This is a genomic window from Cupriavidus sp. PB-02 (assembly GCF_058252315.1).
Genome location: NZ_CM177695.1, coordinates 1209447 through 1230409 on the forward strand (window position 1 = coordinate 1209447; position 20963 = coordinate 1230409).

The window sequence follows — 20963 nt, forward strand, 5'->3', positions numbered from 1 at the left end:
CGTGAAAGGCTGGATAAGCGGTAGGGCGCGTGCATCATGGGAAAACGAGGCGCGACGCACCGCCAGTCCGACACCAACACGCTACTGCTGTCCGACTGCCGGCTCGCGAACTTTGTTCAGGACCGCGATGGTGTTGGTCGCGGCAGCGACACCCATATTGATGTAGGCCGCACTGGTCACGCCCCCGATATGCGGGCTCAGCACAAAGCCAGGCTGCCCGTGGAAAATATGGGGCGACGACAGCGGCTCGCGCGCAAAGCTATCCAGGCCGGCCGCCGCCACGCGCCCCGACTGAACGGCTTCGAGCAGCGCCGCTTCATCGATCAGCCCGCCCCGGGCGGTATTGATGATGATTACGCCGGGCTTGCAACGCGCAAGTGTGCTGGCATTGACCATTTCCTTGTTCTCGGCCGTCAACGGGCATTGCAGCGAGATGACATCCGAGGCCTCCCAGATCCTTTCCAGCGGGACAGCTTCTATATAGTCGGGCAGGTCCGTGGCGAACGGATCGAAACCAATCACACGCATGCCGATTGCGTCGCACATCCTGGCGAACCGTCGGCCGATGGCACCCAGGCCGACGAGTCCGACCGTCAGGCCATTCAGTTCCAGGCTCTTGTGCGTCGCTTTGTCCCAGTGGCCGGCATGCATGCGCGCATCCAGTTGCACCACCGCCTTGGCGCACGCAAGCATCAGCGCCAGCGCATGTTCGGCGACGGCGGCGGCATTTGCCCCGGCCGCTGCGGTCACCTTGATGCTGCGCGCCTCCGCAGCGGCTTTGTCAATGGTGTCGGTGCCGGTGCCGTGTTTCGAAATCACCTTCAAGGCGGGTGCTGCGTCCATGACTTCGGCGGTTACGCTGCCGTAGCGCACGATAATGCCGACCGGGTTGTGCTTCCTTGCCAGTGCCACGAGATCGGCGGTCTGCGGAGTCTTCCCCGCGAATACGATCTTATAGTCGCTCAGCAGCGCGAGGGCTTCCGGCGCGAGGTCGGCACCCGTGACGATAATGACTGGCTTGTTCGTCACAGCGCTTCTCCCTGCTTCAGGACGCCCGCCGTCACCAGCGATGCCAGCAGCCAGGGCGCGGTGGTATTGCCCTCCTTGATCTGGGCAATGCGCCTGGCCTCCGCCTCTTCCTTCTTTGCGGCGGCATCGAGCAAGGCTTCGATCTTTTCGCGCTCCACCACCACCAATCCATCGGCATCGCCGCAGATGAAATCGCCGGGATTCACCGTGACGCCACCGACAGAAATGGGATGCCCGATGCGGCCGCCAACTTCCTTGGTCGGGCCATTAGGGTTCGTGCCGACCGAAAAGACCGGAAACTGCATCTCCTCTAGTTCGATACTGTCGCGGACGGCGCCATCGAGGACAACGCCGGCCAGGCCGCGTTGGCGAGCGGCATGCATCATGATCGTTCCCATCAGCGCCGAGGTCTGATCCCCCTTGCCGTCGACGACCAGGACATCACCGGGCTGCGCAAGGGCAAGTGCGGCATGGATCATCAGGTTATCGCCGGGGCGAACTTCGACGGTGAAAGCTGTCCCGGCGACCTTCATGGTGGGCCGCAAAGCCTTGATGCGACCATGCAGCGCGCCGCGGCGTCCGCCGACATCGGAGAGAACTGCAGGCTGGATTTTGGCGGCCCGCGCCACGATCTCGGCAGGCACGCGCTCAAACGATTTGATGATGTTGGGCAAAGTCATGGTTGACTCCAGGCAATATGAAAGGGATAGGAGGATGCAGGCGTCAATCCAGCTTGGTGCCGGACGCCTTGATGACCGATGCCCAGCGGAAGATGTCCTGCTTGACTAGCGCACTGAACGCCTCAGGCGTGCCACCCAGCACCGATGCACCTTGTTCATTCAGCTTCTTGGCGAGCTCCGGGGATTTGAGCGCCTTGTTGAACTCGGTGTTGAGGCGCACCACGATGTCCTTCGGTGTCGCGGCGGGCGCGACGAAGCCGAACCAGGTCGCGGTATCAAAGCCGGGATAGCCCAACTCGGCCACTGTCGGCACCTGAGCCAGGTCTTGCAAACGCTTCGGTGACGTCACCGCGAGCGGCCGCAACCTGTTGTTCTTGATATGCCCTAGCAATGTCGGCACGGATGCCATGTACAGATCGACTTGTCCGCCCATCAGGTCGTTGACTGCCTGCGCGGCACCCTTGTACGGAACATGGGTGAACTTCACCTTCGCGGTCGTTTGCAGCAGCTCGCCGCCAAGGTGCGCCACCGTTCCGTTGCCGGGCGACGCGAAATTGATCGCTCCGGGCTTTGCCTTGGCAGCCTGGATCACGTCCTTCATCGTCTTGTAAGGCGAGTTGACGTGCGTGACCAGCACCAGCGGCGCGGAGGCGACCAGGCTGATGGGCGCCAGATCCTTCAATGGGTCATACGGCAACCGTTCGTACAGCGAGGGGTTGATGGCAAGGTTGCTGGTCTGCCCCATGACGATGGTGTAGCCATCGGCCGGGGCTTTGGCGGCTGCGTCCACCCCGAGGTTGCCACCGGAGCCTGGCTTGTTCTCCACCACAAACACCCATCCCGTCGACTTGGCAACCGTATTGGTCACCTCGCGCGCGATGATGTCTGTCCCGCCGCCGGCGGGAAAAGGGACGATGACCCTGATGGGCTTGGTCGGGTACTGGGGAGCTGCATGCGTGGTGGCGGATGCCACAATCAGCCCTGCGGCGAGGACCAACATGCAGCGACGGGAAATTGCCTTCATTACTGTCTCCGAATCTCGTTTCGTTGTGATTGGATTGTTGTCGATCGTTTCACGGCATACAATGGCGTTTCATGCCGTGCAACATGTTCCGCCTTATGAATCGAAATAGTGAGTTTGGCAGCACTCCTGCGGGCGACGACGCTGCGGGCACCGTGATAGCGGTGACCCGCGCCCTGCGTGTGCTCGAGGCATTCGGCGTCAATGATCCACAGCTGTCCCTGGCGGAACTGAGCCGGCGGACCGGCATCCACAAAACCACCGTGCTGCGGCTGGCCCGCACGTTGGCGGCAGATAACTACCTGGTGCAGAAGGAAGATGGGAACTGGCGCCTGGGGCGTGCAGCCGGATGGCTGGGCGCGTGCTACCAGGCAACCTTCAACGTGCAGGAAGTCGTGGAACCGGTGCTGCGAGAACTGACGATCAGGACCGGGGAAAGCGCTTCGTTCTACGTCCGTGAGGGGCAGCAGCGAACATGTCTTGTCCGCGTCGAAGGACCGCAGGCCATCCGCCATCACGTCCGAATCGGGGCGGCCCTGCCGCTGGACAGCGGTTCCCCTGGCCGGGTCATTCTGGCGTTCTCGGGAGAGCCCGGCGAACTCTATGAGATGATCCGCCGCCGCGGTTTCCATCTGTCGCTTGGCGAGCGCGAGCCCGAAGTCTCGAGCGTGTCAGCACCGGTATTTGGGCTGCACTGGCGGCTGCTGGGCTCGATGTGTATTTCGGGACCGACCTCCCGCTTGAGCGAAGCGCGGTTGTTGGAACTGGCCCAGACCGTTATGGACGCTGCAAACAAGCTCTCGTATGCCATGGCGGGCAGCCAACGGCCGGCGATGCACGTTGAGAAGCCGTCGACCTGGCATCCGTGATATCGGAGAAGAGACTCGATCCAGCTAATTCGGGTTACGCGCACCCCGTGTGAGGAACCGGAATTGGCCGGACTGCGATTGCCAAAAAATCAATCACATAACAGCTAATTCCGTCGCGGCTCGGCCGTCTCAGAACCGGAATTAGCCGGACTGCCGTGAAAAGAAGCGCGAATTGGCCGGACTGCGCCGCAGGCGCCTCTTGGTGCAAATTAATGACCTTTCATCCCAACCTCGAAATGCGACCTGGTTGTCGGTTTACTGCGTTGACAGCCGCATGAGCATGCGAGACAGAAGATAAAGGCGAGGTACGACCAAGTTGACGTCGGCGTACTCTTCCGTGGAATGCGGGTGTGCGCCTACCATGCCGAAACCGTCCAGAGTCGGCGTGCCGACGCCAGCTGTCAGACTTGCATCGGCAGCACCGCCGCTCATTTCAAGCCCAAGCTTTCTACCGATCTCTGCGTAGATCTCTTGCGCCTGTGCAGCGAGCTTATCGGTCGTGGGCGTTCGAGGCATGGGAGGGAAACCGCGGACCAGCTTCGCCGTCACTTTGGTGTCAGGTACGAGTGTGGTGCCTGATACGCGCACTAGATCGCGTTCAATCCGGTCAAATTCTTCCGGCACCGCAACGCGAACATCTCCGTAAGCGGTGGCGCTATCAGGGATCACGTTCGATACCGTGCCGGCCTTCACCACCGTCACACTCAAAGTAGTGAGCTTTGCCGGGTCGCCAAGTTTGTTCAGTTCCAGGATTTGGTGTGCCAACTCCGTGACGGCGTTTCGCCCTTTTTCCGGACCGGCCGCGTGCGAAGCCTTGCCCGTCACCTCAATGGTGAGAGTGCCGCTACCTTTTCGCTGGACTGTAAGGCCGTCATGTTCTCGTCCCGGCTCCAGGTTGAGCACGACATCATGCTGCTTTGCTTGCTGTTCGATCAAGGCGCGCGAGCCCTTGGAGCCTGTCTCCTCATTCGTGTTGAGCAGCAGCGTAATCTAGCCGTATTGCTTGAAGTCCAGCCCCTTCAGGACCTTCATCGCATAGATGCCGAGAACCACGCCGCCTTTGTTGTCGACGACTCCCGGGCCATATGCGCGACCATCGCTGATCCGGAACGGCCGCGTCGAGGCGGTACCATCGGGAAAGACGGTGTCCAGATGTGCCATCAAAAGTATCCGAGCCTTGCCGGTACCCTTCCAGGTTGCTAGGACATTACTGCCAGCAGCAGGCTTAGCCGACACTGTTTCGATCTGCGCGTCGGTTCTCTTCAGTTCGTCGACCACAACTGAGCTAACGGACTCGATGCCCGATGTACTCGCAGAACCGGAATCGATATTTACAAGGCGTTCCAGGAGGCTGAGTGCTTCCTCGCGATATTGCTCCGATTGTGCTAAAACCGCTTGGTTCGGTTCGGCGCCTCGTGTCGAGAGCGAAGCGCACAGCAAGAGCAAGGGAAAGGCCAGACGGATAGCGTGCACGGGTTTCTCCTCGATTGATTTCGTTTCTTTGCCAAAGGCTGCATGTGAGTTCGTGGCGCTCCACGGCCCCCATTGGCGGAGGCGACAGACTCATGGAGGGCGTACAACCGGCTGCGGTAAGTGGTCCGTGCAGCAACCGGCAAGGACGCTTAGTTCAGCGCGAGGTTAGGCGAGCCAAGTTTCCGGTAGTCGCGGCGCACGTTCCGACCTGCGAGCTGATATGGCGCCAGATCGAGAGCGGGTGAACGGCCGCACAAAGTGTCCGCGACGAGCTTGGCGCTGGCACAGGCAAGCGTGAAGCCAAGGGCTCCGTGTCCAGTGTTTAGATGAAGGTTCGACAAATTTGTCTTACCAAGGAGAGGCTTGCTGTCCGGCGTGGCCGGACGGGCGCCGGTCCAGACTTGTGCTCCGGAGTAATCTCCAGCATTTGGCATCGTGGCCGCGGCTTGGGACCTGAGAAGCTCGATCCGGGCCGCATCGACGTGGGAGTCGGTGGGCGTCATATCAACCATTCCCGCGATTCGCAGGTGCTGACCGAGCTTGGCATAGACGATCTTATGATGCAGGTCTGTTACGCTCAACGCAGGGGCCTGATGTGCCTCCTCCACCGGAACAGTCAAGCTGTAACCCTTGAGCGGATACATCGGAAGTCGAATGCCGAGGTCGGCTGCCAGCTCTGAGCTGCCATTGCCGAGCGCGAGCACATACAAATCGGCATTGACATCGCCAGAATCGGTGCGCACCGCCACCACCTTGCCGCCTTCCCGGATGAGCCCGTGGACTCGATTGTTGAACAGGAAGTCGACTCCATACTTCTCTTTGGCGACACGACCAAGTTCGCGCGTGAAGAGATAACAATCGCCGGCGTCTTCGGAGGGGGTCAGGATGCCTCCGGCCAACTTGTCGCCCACTGCGTAAAGCGCAGGCTCTGCAAGCACGCACGCCTTCGCGTCCAGTGCACTTTGTTCGGCGCCAAACTTCGCCTGGAATTCCATCTGCCGTTGCGCACCTTCGAACTCGACAGGATCACGATACACAACAAGCTTGCCGCTCTTGCTGTGGGCGAAATCGATGCCTTCATCCAGCATGACATCGTTCATGACAGCTTTGCTGTAGGCGCCGAGCAACAGCATTTCCACCGTTGTCTGTCGACTACGGTCGGTAGTGCAATGACGAAGGAACTGCATGCACCAAGTCCATTGCGCCAGGCTCAGCCTGGGCCGGAAAAGCAATGGTGCTGTCTTACTGAGCAGCCACGCGGGTAAATGATGAAGGGCCGAGGGGCCGGCGAGCGGCGCGACGTAGCTGTAGCTGAGCTGGCCCCCATTTGCAAAGCTCGTCTCCACGCCGGCTTCCGGGTGTTGTTCGACGACAGTGACGCGATGACCTTCACGAGCCAGGAAGTAAGCGGTGGTCACGCCGACGACGCCGCCGCCAAGCACACATACATGCATAGTTTCGTTTGGGGTTGTTGTCCCAGTTACGTACTGGAGAGAGACGCTCGCTGTTGCAATTTCAGCGCTACACCAGTATGCGAACGTCTGTAAGTCGGCGCAATTGACAAAACGCTACCGGGTATAACTCTCAGTTAATCCACATTGAGACATCGGCGCGTGCGTCGCACATTCTCGGTGCCACATTCTCGGCGAAGCGTGCTAGGAGCCACTCCCGATAACTGCCGAAGCCGGTACACCCCTACGACATAGCCTCAGGTTAGACGGGCCAAAGAAAACGCATTAGACGAAGCCGCGTGATCGGGAAACAATCAGCCTTCTTTCATCACTATATGCAGGCTGCCCTTCGGCAGAAGCAGAAGACGCGATATGAAACTGATCACTGATGAGCAAGTCCGCAACGTTCTCACGATGAGCGAGAGCAGCGCGGTTGTGCGCGATGCGTTCATCGCAGCAGCACAGGGCCGCGCCGTAACCTTGCAACGGGCGCGCACCTATCATGACCATCTGACACTCAGTGTAATGGGGGGTATCGTCGCGCCCGCGGGAATGTGCGGTGCAAAGGTCTATTCGACCAATGCAGGGCAATTCGACTTCGTTGTTGTCCTCTTCGATGGCGCTGATGGTCACTACCTGGGTACCATCCAGGGCAACGCGTTGACGGAGTTTCGTACAGCGGCTACTACGCGAGTCGTGGTCGAGGCTCAAATGCCGCCGAACGCCTCCACACTGACGATTTTCGGGGCAGGGATTCAGGCCAAGGCCCATCTTACGGCGATGCTGGAACTTGGTGTTTTCCGCCGCGTCTTCATTGTGAGCAAGGGAGATGGCGAGGCACTGGCGACCACCTTTGCGCAAGCGTACCCGAGCGTTGCGTTCCAGACTGCGGAGGCTGTCAAGGCTGTGCCGGAAGCGGATGTGGTTATCACATGCACTCGCAGCCCCACGCCTTTGTTTGATGGAAAGCTCCTCAAGCCTCATGCATTCGTTGCAGCAATCGGCTCGAGTAAGCCACAGACGCGAGAGATCGACGATTCCACGCTGCAGCGCGCTGCCCGGATTATCGTCGAACACAAAGACCAGGCGCGAAAGGAAGCGGGCGACCTGGTTATGGCGCAAGACGGCGTCGTTGATTGGGATCGCGTTCTGGAGATTGGTGACGTGCTAACCGGAGACGCCTCTGCAAAAACTGCCCAAGGCATTGGAGTCTACAAATCGGTTGGTGTGGGGCTTGTAGACGTCGCCCTTTCGGCGCTGATGTACAAGAAGCTCGTAGCAGCGGAATCGTAAGTCCCCCGCCTAGCATCGCTTCCTCTCTTGCGGTGCTAGTGCTGGCCCTGCCCCGCGTGGGCTAGCCGAATGACGACTCGCATTCGGCGGGGCACCGTGGCCTCGCGCCGACATGGACGCTTACTGGCACCGTTTCCCCCCCAAGGCACTATGGCAACTCTGGTGCCTGACCATTGGCTGTTCATCATCTCGGCAGACTACGCGTTCTCCAAGCACACCAACGTCTATTTGACCATTGCCCATCCCCGGTAACAAGGACGGATCGGTTCTCGGCACCGGCTGCATTGGAATGACTGTCGCTGGCGAAAGCCTCGCCTAGCTCAGCCGTACTAGGGGCGCATCTAAACCGTTGCGCTTTCTTTCGTCCGCTCCGGCTCGTGATCCTGCGGAAGCTTGTACAGGCTCTATGGAACCATCTGGGCAAGAGGCCCATGCTTGCACAGCGACATGGGTCATGGGGGCCTTCCAGCCTACTCACTCGGAGTATACCGTGGCTCGTTCCGAAGGCTATATGGCCTTAAAGCAGTGAGAAACGCCCACCGCTCCACGAGCGACGGGCGTCGATGCCAGCTATAAGACGCTCGTTGCCTTCGGGACTTATCCGCGCCGAGGCGCGAGATGGTCTCCGAGCAAGCCGTAGACTTCGTCGTCTGCCGGTGCTTTCCACAGCAGCGCTGCCACTATGGAAAGCACGCCAACGCCCACAAGAAGATAGAAGGCGGAGAAGAACGCGCCCCCGGCCGCGGTGATCAACGCCCCCATGATCGCAGGGAAGATCGAGTTGCCCAGTTGCCCCCCGAAGTTCATTAGGCCCGTCGTACTACCGATGAGATGTTCCGGCGCACGACGCAGCGGTGCAGAGAACACCGTCGCGTAGACCAGATTGAACGAGAGGGAGTACAGGGACCAGAAGGCGATGAGGAGCCATACCTGATCAGTCGTGATCATCATGACGAAGAACAGCGTGCTAAGTGCTGATCCGACAACCAGGCAGCCCTTTTCAAAGCGCCGTCCCAGCTTGTCAAGCAGGTAGCCGACCATGTTTGCACCGAAGAACGACAACAGGTTCGGAATGATCATTGCCAGCCCGGCGTGGCTCAAACTGATGTGGTAAGTCTTCAGCAAATACGCTGGCATCCAGGAGTTGACGCCCACGTGCAGCGCGCTGGTGAAGAACCAGATGGTCATCAGCTTCCATGCAAGAGGCATCTTGAGTACTGGGCGCCAGACCATACGCGGACGTTCCGTCTTTACGCCGCGCTTTGAACCCATGCCACTGCGCAGGGAGAACCGCAGGAAGATGGCAACGAAGAAACCTGCCACGGCCAGGATATGGAAAGCGCCGCGCCAGCCGAGCTTGCTCACGGTGGCGGCGATGATGGCCGAACCCGCGGCACTCCCCAGGAATACCGTAGATACGAGAAAGGATTTCGCCCGTGCTCGTTGATTCTTTGGAAAAACCTCCGCTACGGTCACGGAACTCGCAGGCGAGAAGCTGCCTTCTCCGATCCCGAACAGGAAACGAATCAGCAGCAGCGATGTGAAAGACCATGCGAGGCTTGTCATGCCCGTAAAGATCGACCACATAACGACACAGGCCACCACGACGATGCGCGAGCCCAGTTTGTCGGACAGCCAACCGCCGGCAAGCTGCATGATGGCGTAGCTGACATAGAACGCGCTCAGCAACATGCCGGCCTCGCGCGCAGACAGTGCGAACTCTTGTGATATCGGTACGAGCGCAACGCTCATTAGAATGCGGTCGGCGTAGCCGACTGCCCATGCGAGGAACAGGCCCGCAATACAAGCGGTTTTCTGTGCTCGACTAAACCTGCCTTCCATCACTCTTCTCCTACGAACAGCACGTCCTTTGATGGGGCTCATGGTGCGCGGCCGGGAACCCTGCGTCCAATGAAAAGATGAGGGTGGACATAGACTGCGGTTATATGAACTGCTGATCTGCCTGATACGGTGCATAACCGACAGTTAATCAGCGCGAAATGGTGCGGCATGGGCGCCGACCTGGTGCGTGGATCTACAAAACATCAAGAGGTGATGTTTCTGAGTCGGCGCAACGAAAGGTTGTCGTAAGGGATCGCTTCCGGGAGAAAAAAGAAAAAAAGCCCATCTCTCGCGTGCATCCAGTCCGTTGTTGTCAGAAAAGGATGGAGGAGGATGGGCTACGGTGTCCCGCCGGCGGACCTGGCTGGCCGCAACCGTGATGGCTCAGGGCTCGTTGGCGTTCAACGGTGGCCCTGCAAGGCATGGCATCAGATCAATCGGGACCTCAATCGGCAGGGCAAGCAGGTGAAATGACAGTGCCTTGCCGTGGCTATCCAGATTGAGTGAGTCGTTGACGCCTCCGTCCAAGACCTCATCCAGGACAAAGTTCATTGCCTGCAGGGTTGGCAGAACATGCCGCACGACGCGAGTCGGCCGGCGGTGCGCAAACTGCGCGGTCACAGCCGACTCAGTCACTTGTTCAACCAGAATGGGCCACAAGTCTGGATGCCAGGCGATAGCGCTGATGTTGGAACGATTGCCCTTGTCCCCCGTACGGCCATGAGCCGCCCGGAACAACGGAACGGTGACAGTTTTCATACCGCAGCCTCGACAAATTGAAACGAAGTGGGCGCGCGGTCGCGCGACAACGCGCAGGAGACTGTGCCCAATCGCTGGCGAAGCGCCGTGCGAACGCCACCGCCCCCGGCAGGACCGCAGGTGTAAAGAGCCGTCACCTCGCGGCCGAGCTGTTCTGCGCTCGCGCGTTCGCGGTGGTTCATGGCGACGCGCAGCCGTACGTCTTCAGCGCCTGAGTCAGGATGGGCGGCCAGCCATTGCCCGGCGTCGTCAGCAAATATGCTGCTGACGCCGATAAGATCCACGTGAAGCTGCCCCAAGCCTGCCAGTCGCTCTTTCAGCACTTGGGCCGCAAGCCGTGCCCGTCCTTCCGCGCGAGCGCCCGCGTAAGAAATCTCGCCTTCGGCAAGCCATCCGGTGGCGTGGCAAACATTCACCTTGAGGTTGGCCGGCCTCGGATGCCCGCGGACTCCAGTCAGTCGCACGCGATCCGGCCCCAGTTCGGTAACTTCCGCATCCGTAATGTCTGCAATCACGTCCGGCGTGAAATACGCGGCGGGATCATGCACCTCGTAAAGGAGTTGCTCCTTGACCGTATGCGCGTCGATCCGTCCGCCCGTACCCGCCGGTTTCGTGATGGTGCAGTTGCCGTCAGCGTCAATTTCGGCGATCGGGTAGCCCAGAGAAGCCAGGCCTGCTACATCCTTATAGCCTGGATCGGCGTAGTAACCGCCGGTTACCTGCGCGCCGCATTCCAGCAAGTGTCCCGCCATGGTCGCGCGAGCGAGGCGTGTCCAGTCGTTGCGCGACCAGCCAAAATGGGCGAGTGCCGGCCCGACGGCGAGCGACGGATCGGCTACGCGACCGCAGACCACGATGTCTGCGCCGGCAATCAGGGCGTCCGCGATAGCTTCTGCTCCCTGATAGGCGTTCGCCGATACGACATCCAGCGTGGAGAAGCGTTCTCCTACCGCTTGTTCCAACAGCGGCCGATGCGCTGGGCCGGAAACGTCGTCGCCTTGAACGATGGCGATACGAGGCGCAGGAAGACCAAGGTCACGCGCGAGAACATGAATTCGCCTGGCGGCGCCTTCCGGATTGGCCGCACCGAAATTACTGACGATGCGCACTCCGTGGGCAAGGCAACGTCCAAGGACAGGGCGCAGGATGTCCACCAGAAGTGGCTCATAACCAGCGGCCGGGTCCGACCGCCGCGCAAGCTGCGCCAACGCGAGCGTGCGCTCTGCCAGCGTTTCAAAGATCAGGAAGGCTGGACCACCGGCCGCGATCAGCGCGTCAACGACGGGCCCGGCAGCATCGGTGCGATCGCCAGAGAAGCCGGCGGCACACCCGATGCGCAAGAGGTCATTCTTCATAGTGCAAGACTTGTGCGAGGGAACGTTTTGCGGGCCAGCCCGGTCATTCGACCTTTGCACCGCTCTTGCGTACTACTTCACCCCATTTCGCACGTTCGGCCTTGATGTGCTTCCGGGCATCGTCCGGGGTGCCACCCACAGGCGTGGAGCCCAGCTTCTGAAGCTGGGCCTGGACGTTCTTGTCCTGCATGACCTCATTGAATGCCTTGTTGAGCTTCGTGACGATCTCCGCCGGTGTGCCGGGAGGAGCGATGATGGCACCCCAGGCAGTCATTTCGAAGGCCTTGACGCCTGCCTCATCCATCGTCGGGACGTCAGGGAAGAGTGGCGTTCGCGCTTTGGACGTGACTGCCAATGCGCGGACCTTACCTGCCTTCACATTTGGCCCGATGGCGCCGAAGTTGTCGAACATGAACTGGACATTGCCGGCCATCAGGTCATTCTGAGCTTGAGGAGCCCCTTTGTACGGTACATGCACTGCCTTGATACCAGTCATGGTCTTGAAGAGCTCGGCACCAATGTGTGCCGACGTTCCGATACCTGCCGAGCCGAAGGAAACCTTGTCGCCGTGTTGCTTGCAGTACTGGACGAGTTCCTGCACGTTTTTCACCGGCAGATTGTTGTTCACGACCAGTACGCTCGCGGTCTTGGTCAGAAGGACAACCGGCTCTAACTTGTTGGGGTCATATGGCAGCTTCGTGAACAAGAATTCGTTCGTCGTCAACGTAGCGTTGTTGCCATAGCCGATCGTGTAACCATCAGGCTGCGCAGTCATGACGGCCTGCATGCCGATGTTGCCGGCGGCGCCGGGCCGATTGTCGACCACGAGCGATTGACCGAGCTTCTTGCCGATCTCGTTGCTAAAAATCCGTACGACGATGTCCGGGCTGCCGCCAGCGGCTGACGGCACAACGACGCGGATAGGGCGATCAGGATAGGCCGCGTGGGCAGCACCGATGGACATGGCAAAGGCCGAGGCGACGAAGATTTTGCGAAGCAAAGAGTGGCTCATGGTTTCATCCAGTGAAAAAATGCGCGATCGTGTCGGACCGCCGCAAGCGCGGCTGGGAGCGATGTCATATTGATGTGACATGCGGCCCCCGTCTAATGAAAAGATAGAGGGGGACATAGTTTTTGGTTATGTCGTAGGGTTTTCTCTACCCCCCATTCCCATCTTCGCTAGGATGGTGCATAACCACCGGTTAAGGCGGCCCGCTTTTTTTCATTTGTCATGTACAAGCGCGCGCGCCAAACTTTCCCCATCCTGACGCTTTTGCGTCACTTTTCCGGACTTGCCGCGGCCTGCGGCGAACCATAGGGGTAAGCAATGCGTGTATTCAGCGCCGGCATTGGCACCGAAACCAACACTTTTTCTCCGTTGCCCACGGGCCTCGATGCTTTCAAGGCGGGGGGGTACTACCCGGCAGGCAAGCATCCGGAGCAGATGACGCGTTACGCTGCGCCACTGATCATTGCACGCGAGCGTGCGCGCACAGAGGGGTGGACAGTCCTAGAGGGACTTTATGCGCAGGCGCAGCCGGCCGGCCTGGTAACTCGGGCGGCGTACGAGACGCTCCGGGACGAGTTGCTTTCCGATCTAAAGAAAGCACTGCCGGTCGACATGGTTCTCCTCGGTCTACACGGCGCCATGGTCGCCGATGGTTATGATGATTGCGAAGGCGACCTGATCGAGCGTGTCCGCGCGATTGTTGGACCGGAAGCGATTATCGGTTGTGAGTTGGACCCGCATGCGCACCTCAGCGAAGAGATGGTCTCCAACGCAAACATACTGATCGCGTACAAGGAGTATCCGCACACCGATATCAGGGAGCGAGCTATCGAACTCGTTGATCTGTGTGCTCGCACTTATGCGGGGGATATCCATCCCGTGGCTGCAGTGGTGGACACAAATATGGTCGTGCCGATTCACACTTCAAGGGATCCGGGCAGAGCGTTCGTGGACAAGCTTGCTGGGTTGGAAGGCAAGAATCGCGTTCTGACCATTTCGGCTGTTCAGGGATTCGCGACGGGCGATGTGCCGGCCATGGGGACGAAAGTTCTTGTGTATACCGACGGTGATGCGGTTGCGGCCCAGACGCTCGCTCAAAGCCTGGCGGATGAACTGATAGCACTTCGTGAGCAGCTTCGACCGAATTACCTGACTATCGACGAGGCGCTTGACGACGCGTTGGAAGCGGGACAAACGCCAGCAATTCTCGCTGACCGGTCCGACAATCCCGGTAGTGGCGCGGCTGGCGATTCGACCTTCATTCTCGGGCGACTCATCGAGCGCGGTATTACTGACGTCGCCGTGGGGCCGCTATGGGATCCCGTTGCGGTGCAGATGGCATTCGCAGCGGGCGAAGGCGCGCGCGTCGAACTTCGGATCGGCGGAAAGATCAGCCCTGTTTCCGGAGATCCGCTGGACGTTACCTGCCTTGTCAAGACGCTCCGTCACAACCACATCATGACCGGCCAAGCTGGCGAACCGCTTTCAGTGGGCGACGCCGCCCTCATTGAGTTCGACGGTATCGAGTGTGTATTGATCTCGAATCGGTGCCAGGCGTTGAACGTGGACCTGTTCACAGGTATCGGCTGCGATATCGCCAAGAAGAGGATCGTGGTAGTCAAGTCGGCCCAGCACTTCTACGCATCCTATTCCAAGGTGTCAGAACGAGTCCTTTACGTAGGCGCTCCTGGTTCGGCTACGCCGCGCTACGACTTGCTGACTTACAAAAAGGCAAAGCTGCCAAAATGGCCGATTACCCCGAGCTAACATCGTCGCCACCGCATGGAACTGGCATTACGTGTTTGTGCACGCGGAGCCGGATCATTTGGCATGGCCACCTAATGGTGGATTGGTGCAATGAACATTTCGGCACCGTCGGTGCGCGACTAACATTGGAGCTGGCATGCGGCTACGTCATATTGAAGTATTCCACGCAGTCATGCAGGCAGGCTCGCTGTCGAGCGCGGCTGAATTTCTGAACATCTCGCAGCCTGCGGCGAGCAAGATGCTTGCGCAGGCAGAGCAGAGTCTGGGGATTGCGCTATTCAAGAGATTGCCGGGGGGGCTTAAGCCCACCCCCGAGGCCACAGTTCTGTTTCAGGAAACCAAGCATCTCCACTCGAGTCTGGAGCGCGTTCGCCAGCTAGCCCGCAATCTCACCGCGCATCCGGGAGGAATTCTGAGGATCGGATGTATCCCCAGTCTCGGATTGAGCCTCGTCCCCCAAGCGGTGGCCGAGTTCATTCGCCTGTGTCCGGATGTCTCGATCAACATCCGTACCGAAAATAATGAAGTGCTGTCGGCGCTCTTGTTGGCGCGAGAGATCGACATTGGCATCGCATTTGAACCGTCAGCGCCACCCGGAATCACCGTCGAGGAATTGGGGCGAGCCCGGGCCGTTTTTTTCGGCCCTGAGAGCGTTCGCCGCGGACGAGGCGTCGTTCATCTCGATGACCTGGAACGTTCCCAGTGGATTCGTCTTGACTCGGCTGATCCCCTGGGGTCGCGCATCGAAGAGGTGCTTCCCGCCATCAACGATGGCAGCGCGACTATTGAGGTCAAGACCTATTATCTTGCGCGGGCACTTGTGGAAAGGGGCGTAGGCTTTTCGATTATCGACGAGTACACGGCTCAGTCCACGAGCGACACAAAGCAACTGATATTCGTTGAGCCGCCGTTGTCCGTGGGCGTTTGCATCATGACTGCCGCCAGCAACGTTGGGACCCACGCGCTGAAAGTCTTCATCGAGCAAGTCACGAAGCGTTTGAGCGCAAAGTAAGCGTGGTCGGCCGGTTGTGGCTGACAGCTACTCAAATCTCTGACGGTTCGTCCGGTGTCTCGCTTGGCAGAGCGCTCAGCCAGGCGGAGAAGCGTTTGAGCGCATCAAGGTCGGAACGCCACTCGGGCCAACGAAGATAGTACCCACGAGCAGCGATCCACGGCACTCTGCTAAGGCAGACCAACTGCCGCGATTGCACGGCATTGCTCACGATGAAGTGGGGAAGTAGGGCAATACCCAGGCCCTCGATGGCGCCCGCCAATGCCATCGAAAGAAGCGCATAACGTGGCCCACCTTGCAGATTGGACTCCGGAAGAGCACCCGACAGGCCCACCTCCTGCAGCCACCCGGGCCACGCTTCTGGGACTGTCACTCGCCGAATCAACGCAAAAGACTTCAGCAGGTCCAGGAGTTGGTCCTTCGATAACGAGACCCCTCGTATCTTTCGCTCCGCCTTAAAGCGCTCATACTCTTCCCGAGACATGAAGGGGTATAGCACTAGTGGCGAGACGAGGCTCGCTTCGATGCCTGGTGTAGGCCCGGTACAGAATTCAATCGACGCATCGTCCTGGCTCGCTGCAAAGTCCACCGGACCGACGCGGGTCGATAGATTGAGCGTGATGTCCGGGTTGGCTCGTACAAACGCGGGCAAGCGGGGCATCAGCCAGTAGTTTGCGAAGCTCGACGAAACGGACAGATTGAGCGTTCCACCACGTCCTCCTGTGGTCGCAATGCTTTCCGTGGCGCGCTCGAGCAACCGCAGGACTGCCACAACATCGTTCCAGTATTTCTGCCCCGCCAGCGTGAGTTCCAGGCCCGCTCTCCTTCGAGTAAAGAACTGCACTCCGAGCTGCTTTTCAAGTTGAAGTATGTGGTGACTCACCGCCCCCTGCGTGAGGTGCATTTCCTCTGCTGCCTTGGTGAAGCTCAATAGGCGCGCGCTCGCGTCCAGGCAACGCAGGGCGGTCATGGAAGGAAGATAGTTAGACATTAATTAGATTGATGCTAGACCCAAAATCATTCGTTTGCGTAGGGCTCGCTCGCGTCTTAATAATATGGACATGATTGCATGGCTAGGTGATTCATGCCAAGAGCGATCAACGACGGTGCATCAGAAATTCTGATGCAACTTTTCGAGGCAAAAGCTCGCGTCGGTGCACAGGTTAGATGCGCGGTGCGGCATTCTTTGTGGTAAGAGGCGTCTAGATGTTCACTTTTCTGTCCCGCAAGCCCTTCCAATGTCTTCTTGCCGGCGTGGTCGCGGCGGTGGCAGTAGTTCCACACGCGCGCGCTGAGTATCCCGACAAGCCCATTAAGTATGTCTTGAGCGCTGGCGCGGGATCAGGGCCCGATTCGCTGATGCGACTAGTACTGCAAGACGTGGGCAAGCGACTTGGGCAGACGATTGTTGTCGACAATCGCCCAGGGGGAGGAGGCCTTATCGCGATGCAGTCGATCGCAAATGCGGCCCCCGATGGTTACACGATCGGCCATGGCAATACGCAGACTCTGGGCATCAACCCGAGTATGAATAAGGCCTCCAAGACGGCTGCCGATCATGTGCAACTGATTGTCCAGGTGGGATACACCCCGAACCTTCTGTCAGTCTCGCCGAAGCTTCCCGTCAACTCGGTGAAGGATCTGGTTGCATACGGCAAATCCCGTCCGGGCAAGCTGATGTTTGCCTCTGCAGGAAACGGCACTTCCGGTCACCTGAGCGGCGAGCTCTTCAAAAAGATGACCGGCATCGAAATGATCCATGTGCCGTACAAGACTGCGCCGGCTGGCGTCAATGACGTAATGGCAGGTCACGTTGACCTGGTGTTCGACAACCTGGCGGGGAGCCTTGCCGCAGCGAAGAGTGGAAAGCTAAAAGCCCTGGCTGTGACAGGACCCAAGCGCTCGCCGCTAATGCCTGATCTCCCGACTGTATCGGAAGCCGGTGTTCCCCAGTTCGAAGTTGTTGCATGGTCGGGTGTCATTGCGCCGGAAGGTTTGCCACCAGCCATTGCGCAAAAGATCAACACGGCAGTGAATCAAACGCTGAAGGACCCTCACGTTATCGAAGGGATGCGCGATCTGGGCTATGTCATCGTAGGCGGTACCGCGGCAGACTTTTCGACCGTTGTGAAGAAAGAACGCGCCAAATGGGGCGACATCGTTAAGCGCTCCGGCGCGGCGACTGACTAATCGGCGCACAACAACATGCCCGTCCCCATGAGTGGCGATGGGAAACTCTCCTGCTTCTCTTTCCCAGTCCACCAACTTAAGTTGAGGCCTCCTGCCTCGGAGAACACTCGTATGTCCGTTTTGGAAACTCTGGCCGATTGGATCACCACCCGAAATAGTGAGTGGCCCGAAAGCTGTTTGTCGCGCGCCAGTCATGCCTTTAGCGACACAATTGCCTGCATCGTCGCGGGAAGTGCGGACCCCGTAAGCACCAAGGTTGGAGCGGGCGTCAGCCTCTGGGGCACTGGTGCTGCCACGATCATCGGCACAAAAAAGAAAGCCCCAGCACCCTGGGCCGCAATGGTCAACGGGACCGCTGCGCACGTACTCGAAATCGACGACAACTACTACCCGGCACTGACTCACGCATCCGCCATCTTGGTGCCCGCCTTGATCGCCTTGGGTGACGAAGTTGACGCAAGTGGTGCCGATCTTCTGGACGCATTTATCGTTGGTCTGGAACTTCATGCGGTCCTGGGGCGTGGCGTCAATCGGTCGCACTACTTCGCCGGCTGGCATCCGACCGCTACCGTCGGCTGCATCGGGACAGCGGGTGCTTGCGCGCGACTTCTGAAGGTGGACAAGGCGGCCACGGTCGCCACAATGAGCCTCGCAGTAAGCATGGCATCTGGCAACAAGGCTCAATTCGGAACGGAGGCGAAATCGTTCCAATGCGGCATGGGCGCTTCAAATGCAATCGTTGCCGCACGGCTCGGACAAGCCGGGGTACAGGGCAATCCTGAAGTACTGGAAGACCCGCAAGGATTTCTCGCCCTGTACGGTGGTCCCGCACCTCGTGGCTGGGAGGAGCCGCTGAAGAAGCTCGACAACCCGCTTGCGCTGGAAGAGTTCGGACTCGCCCCAAAGCGCCACGCATGCTGCGGCTCCGCCCACAATTCCATCGACTGTGTCCTCGATCTGAAGCGGCAGCATGGCTTCTCGGCCGAGGACGTCGAGTCTATCGATATTCTGGTCGGTGCGAGCAACAAGAAGAATCTGCGCTACGACGACCCGCAGGACGAATTCCAGGCGCGATTCTCAATGCAATACAACATCGCGCTTGCCCTTTTGCAAGGGAAGGTCACGCTTTCCGATTTCACGGCAGATGCGGTAAAGCGTAAAGAGGTTCGCAAGCTTTTCAGTCTGGTAACGCTGAATGCCAGAAAGTTCGAAGACGAACCGAAGGACCCGGATCAGCGGCCTCCCCATATCGTCAAGATTGTCCTGAAGGACGGGACGGTGTTGGAAACGCAACGTGTCTACGCGCGAGGACTAATCCAAGACCCGTTCAATGACGCAGAGCGTCTCGAGAAAGTGCTTGAGTGCTGCGAGCCCGTGATGAACGAGGGTGATCTTGGGGAACTCGTGTCGCAACTTTCGTCGCTTCGCTCGCTGCCGTCGATTCGTACGTTGACTGAAGTGTTGGGGGGAAAGACGAATGACTAAAGCTCGGGCCCTTGCGGAGGTGAGGAAGTACTTCGAGGAAGGCCATTTCAGAGGTGATCTCGCACGCAGGGTGGCATACCGCTCAGTCAGTGGGGCCGATGCAAATGATGCCGACCTCCTCCCGTATTATGCCGAGGTGTTGGAACCGGACCTGACGGCAATGGGGTTCTCCTGTCGAACGATCGATAATCCAGTCCCTGGCGGGTCTCCATTCTTATTTGCCGAGCGCGTGGAGAATCCCGACTTCGTCACTATGCTGACGTACGGGCACGGCGACGTGGTTCCCGGCATGGATGAGCAGTGGGACGCAGGACTGTCCCCATGGCAACTGGTGGACCGCAATGATGCGTGGTACGGCCGAGGCGTTGCCGATAACAAGGGGCAGCACCTCGTCAATCTGACCGCGCTTCGTGAAGTGATAACGGCTCGCAACGGGAAGCTTGGATTCAATGTCAAGGCGCTCTTCGAACTGGGAGAGGAGCGCAGCTCGCCCGGGCTCCGACAGGTGTGTCGCCAACATGCGGACATCTTGAGCGCGGACGTGTTCATCGCCTCTGACGGTCCGCGCGTGAGCAAGGAACAGCCCACCATGTTCCTTGGTTCGCGTGGCTCTGCGATTTTTGAACTCACCTGCTCGTTGCGAAGCGGTGCGCTTCATTCAGGAAACTGGGGCGGAATCATGAAGAACCCGGCGGTAGTCCTCTCTGGTGCGATCTCGTCTCTCGTCGACGGGAAGGGTCGCATTCAGGTGGCGGGCCTGTTGCCGCCTCCCATTCCCTTCCCGGTCCGGGATGCGCTGTCCAAACTTAAGATTGACAGCGAAAGTCTTGGCCGAAAGATCGACGAAGATTGGGGTGACCCGACTCTCTCCGCTGCAGAGCGCCTGCTGGGTTGGAACTCCCTGGAGGTGCTCACCCTAAAAGCCGGCAATCCCGAGAAGCCCGCCAATGCTATTCCGCCGGTAGCAAGCGCGTTCTTGCAGCTTCGGTTCGTAGTAGGGACCGCATGGGAATCCATTGAAGAGGTCGTTCGCCAACACCTGGACCAAGCCGGCTATACAGATGTCCAAGTGCGATTGCTGAGAGGATCGCCGGCAACACGTTTGGACCCTGCGAGTCCATGGGTCGAATGGGCCAACGAGGCGTTCCGCAGCGTCAGTGTACGGGAACCTGCAGTCGTTCCGAATCTTGGCGGCACTGTTCCCAACGACGCATTCTCCGACATTCTGGGCTTACCAACGATTTGGATTCCTCACTCATATCCAGGCTGCAAGCAACACGCACCGAATGAACACCTACCCATTGCGATCGCCGCTCAGGGCTTGGCCATCATGACTTCAGTATTTTGGGAACTCGGCGAGCCAGCCGCACGGTTGGCCCGCACACGCCAGCAAGCATCGGCGTGACCGCATCGGCGCCTAATCTCCTGGACGTAGGCTAAAAACTGTCATGTAGGTGCCAGCCGTTGGCAACGCAACTGGCCGAAGCGGAGTACCGCTTCGGCCATTCGTCTTTAAGCTACCGATCGTCGCAGAATGGCTCAGGTCGAATGAGAGGGTGGGGTCTTCCACATGCTGCACTAAGCGTCGAAATTTTTTCAGCGGGTAGGCCGCGTTTCGCGGCTTTTCCGCGCATTCGGGACTTGCGCGGCAGCGACCGCTGCCGCTCGGAGGACTGCAGGAAGTCTGTCTCCCCCCGAATCGCAGATGCCGTTTTCCCGTTTCAGTCA

General features: G+C 59.2%; 16 protein-coding genes and 1 pseudogene. 7 read left to right on the forward strand and 10 right to left on the reverse strand.

What is annotated here, in order from left to right:
* Positions 1–81: 81 nt before the first annotated feature.
* From AC10V3_RS26305 to AC10V3_RS26315, 3 genes are read right to left on the reverse strand one after another with little or no spacing between them, the layout of a single operon-like run.
* Complete coding sequence (locus tag AC10V3_RS26305) at positions 82–1029, reverse strand: NAD(P)-dependent oxidoreductase (RefSeq protein WP_454752977.1); 948 nt, start codon at positions 1027–1029, stop codon at positions 82–84.
* Positions 1026–1709: an RraA family protein gene (locus AC10V3_RS26310; RefSeq protein WP_454752978.1), complete on the reverse strand. Its 684-nt coding sequence runs from the start codon at positions 1707–1709 to the stop codon at positions 1026–1028. The genes AC10V3_RS26305 and AC10V3_RS26310 overlap by 4 nt, the downstream gene beginning before the upstream one ends.
* A 43-nt stretch (positions 1710–1752) precedes the next feature.
* The gene (locus AC10V3_RS26315) at positions 1753–2733 is read right to left on the reverse strand and encodes a Bug family tripartite tricarboxylate transporter substrate binding protein (RefSeq protein WP_454752979.1); all 981 of its coding nucleotides are present in this window, start codon (positions 2731–2733) and stop codon (positions 1753–1755) included.
* Between the two features lie 95 nt (positions 2734–2828).
* Here AC10V3_RS26315 and AC10V3_RS26320 point away from each other — a divergent pair, with 95 nt between their 5' ends.
* Positions 2829–3599 (forward strand): IclR family transcriptional regulator, encoded by a 771-nt coding sequence (locus AC10V3_RS26320; RefSeq protein ID WP_454753544.1) that lies wholly within the window; start codon positions 2829–2831, stop codon positions 3597–3599.
* A gap of 255 nt (positions 3600–3854) precedes the next feature.
* Here AC10V3_RS26320 and AC10V3_RS26325 read toward each other — a convergent pair.
* Positions 3855–4760, reverse strand: a pseudogene (locus AC10V3_RS26325) (glutamate carboxypeptidase).
* Positions 4761–5221: 461 nt separating this feature from the next.
* Complete coding sequence (locus AC10V3_RS26330) at positions 5222–6526, reverse strand: D-amino acid dehydrogenase (protein WP_454752980.1); 1305 nt, start codon at positions 6524–6526, stop codon at positions 5222–5224.
* Positions 6527–6895: 369 nt separating this feature from the next.
* On the opposite strand from AC10V3_RS26330, the gene AC10V3_RS26335 reads away from it, so the two are divergent.
* Positions 6896–7816 (forward strand): ornithine cyclodeaminase family protein, encoded by a 921-nt coding sequence (locus AC10V3_RS26335; protein ID WP_454752981.1) that lies wholly within the window; start codon positions 6896–6898, stop codon positions 7814–7816.
* Between the two features lie 597 nt (positions 7817–8413).
* Here AC10V3_RS26335 and AC10V3_RS26340 read toward each other — a convergent pair.
* From AC10V3_RS26340 to AC10V3_RS26355, 4 genes are all read right to left on the reverse strand, one after another.
* The gene (locus AC10V3_RS26340) at positions 8414–9658 is read right to left on the reverse strand and encodes an MFS transporter (RefSeq protein WP_454752982.1); all 1245 of its coding nucleotides are present in this window, start codon (positions 9656–9658) and stop codon (positions 8414–8416) included.
* A gap of 384 nt (positions 9659–10042) precedes the next feature.
* Complete coding sequence (locus AC10V3_RS26345) at positions 10043–10417, reverse strand: AtuA-related protein (protein WP_454752983.1); 375 nt, start codon at positions 10415–10417, stop codon at positions 10043–10045.
* The gene (locus tag AC10V3_RS26350; RefSeq protein ID WP_490924226.1) at positions 10414–11772 is read right to left on the reverse strand and encodes an acyclic terpene utilization AtuA family protein; all 1359 of its coding nucleotides are present in this window, start codon (positions 11770–11772) and stop codon (positions 10414–10416) included. The genes AC10V3_RS26345 and AC10V3_RS26350 overlap by 4 nt, the downstream gene beginning before the upstream one ends.
* Positions 11773–11815: 43 nt before the next feature.
* A complete protein-coding gene (locus AC10V3_RS26355; RefSeq protein WP_022538299.1) occupies positions 11816–12784 on the reverse strand; it encodes a Bug family tripartite tricarboxylate transporter substrate binding protein in 969 nt (322 codons plus the stop codon).
* 315 nt (positions 12785–13099) lie between these two features.
* Between AC10V3_RS26355 and AC10V3_RS26360 the strand changes: the two genes are divergently transcribed.
* Both AC10V3_RS26360 and AC10V3_RS26365 read left to right on the forward strand, forming a co-directional pair.
* On the forward strand, positions 13100–14548 hold the full coding sequence (locus tag AC10V3_RS26360) for a M81 family metallopeptidase (protein WP_022538300.1): 1449 nt from the start codon (positions 13100–13102) through the stop codon (positions 14546–14548).
* A 136-nt stretch (positions 14549–14684) separates the two neighbouring features.
* Positions 14685–15560 (forward strand): LysR family transcriptional regulator, encoded by an 876-nt coding sequence (locus tag AC10V3_RS26365; protein ID WP_022538301.1) that lies wholly within the window; start codon positions 14685–14687, stop codon positions 15558–15560.
* Between the two features lie 31 nt (positions 15561–15591).
* Here the strand turns inward: AC10V3_RS26365 and AC10V3_RS26370 are convergent, their stop codons facing one another.
* On the reverse strand, positions 15592–16530 hold the full coding sequence (locus tag AC10V3_RS26370; RefSeq protein WP_490924227.1) for a LysR family transcriptional regulator: 939 nt from the start codon (positions 16528–16530) through the stop codon (positions 15592–15594).
* 236 nt (positions 16531–16766) lie between these two features.
* Here AC10V3_RS26370 and AC10V3_RS26375 point away from each other — a divergent pair, with 236 nt between their 5' ends.
* The 3 genes from AC10V3_RS26375 to AC10V3_RS26385 all read left to right on the forward strand — a co-directional run bounded on the left by AC10V3_RS26375 (position 16767) and on the right by AC10V3_RS26385 (position 20640).
* Positions 16767–17750, forward strand: coding sequence for a Bug family tripartite tricarboxylate transporter substrate binding protein (locus AC10V3_RS26375; RefSeq protein ID WP_022538303.1), 984 nt, complete (start codon positions 16767–16769; stop codon positions 17748–17750).
* Positions 17751–17861: 111 nt separating this feature from the next.
* Positions 17862–19235 (forward strand): MmgE/PrpD family protein, encoded by a 1374-nt coding sequence (locus AC10V3_RS26380; protein ID WP_022538304.1) that lies wholly within the window; start codon positions 17862–17864, stop codon positions 19233–19235.
* The gene (locus tag AC10V3_RS26385; protein WP_490924228.1) at positions 19228–20640 is read left to right on the forward strand and encodes a M20 family metallopeptidase; all 1413 of its coding nucleotides are present in this window, start codon (positions 19228–19230) and stop codon (positions 20638–20640) included. The genes AC10V3_RS26380 and AC10V3_RS26385 overlap by 8 nt, the downstream gene beginning before the upstream one ends.
* The last annotated feature ends 323 nt before the right edge of the window (positions 20641–20963 follow it).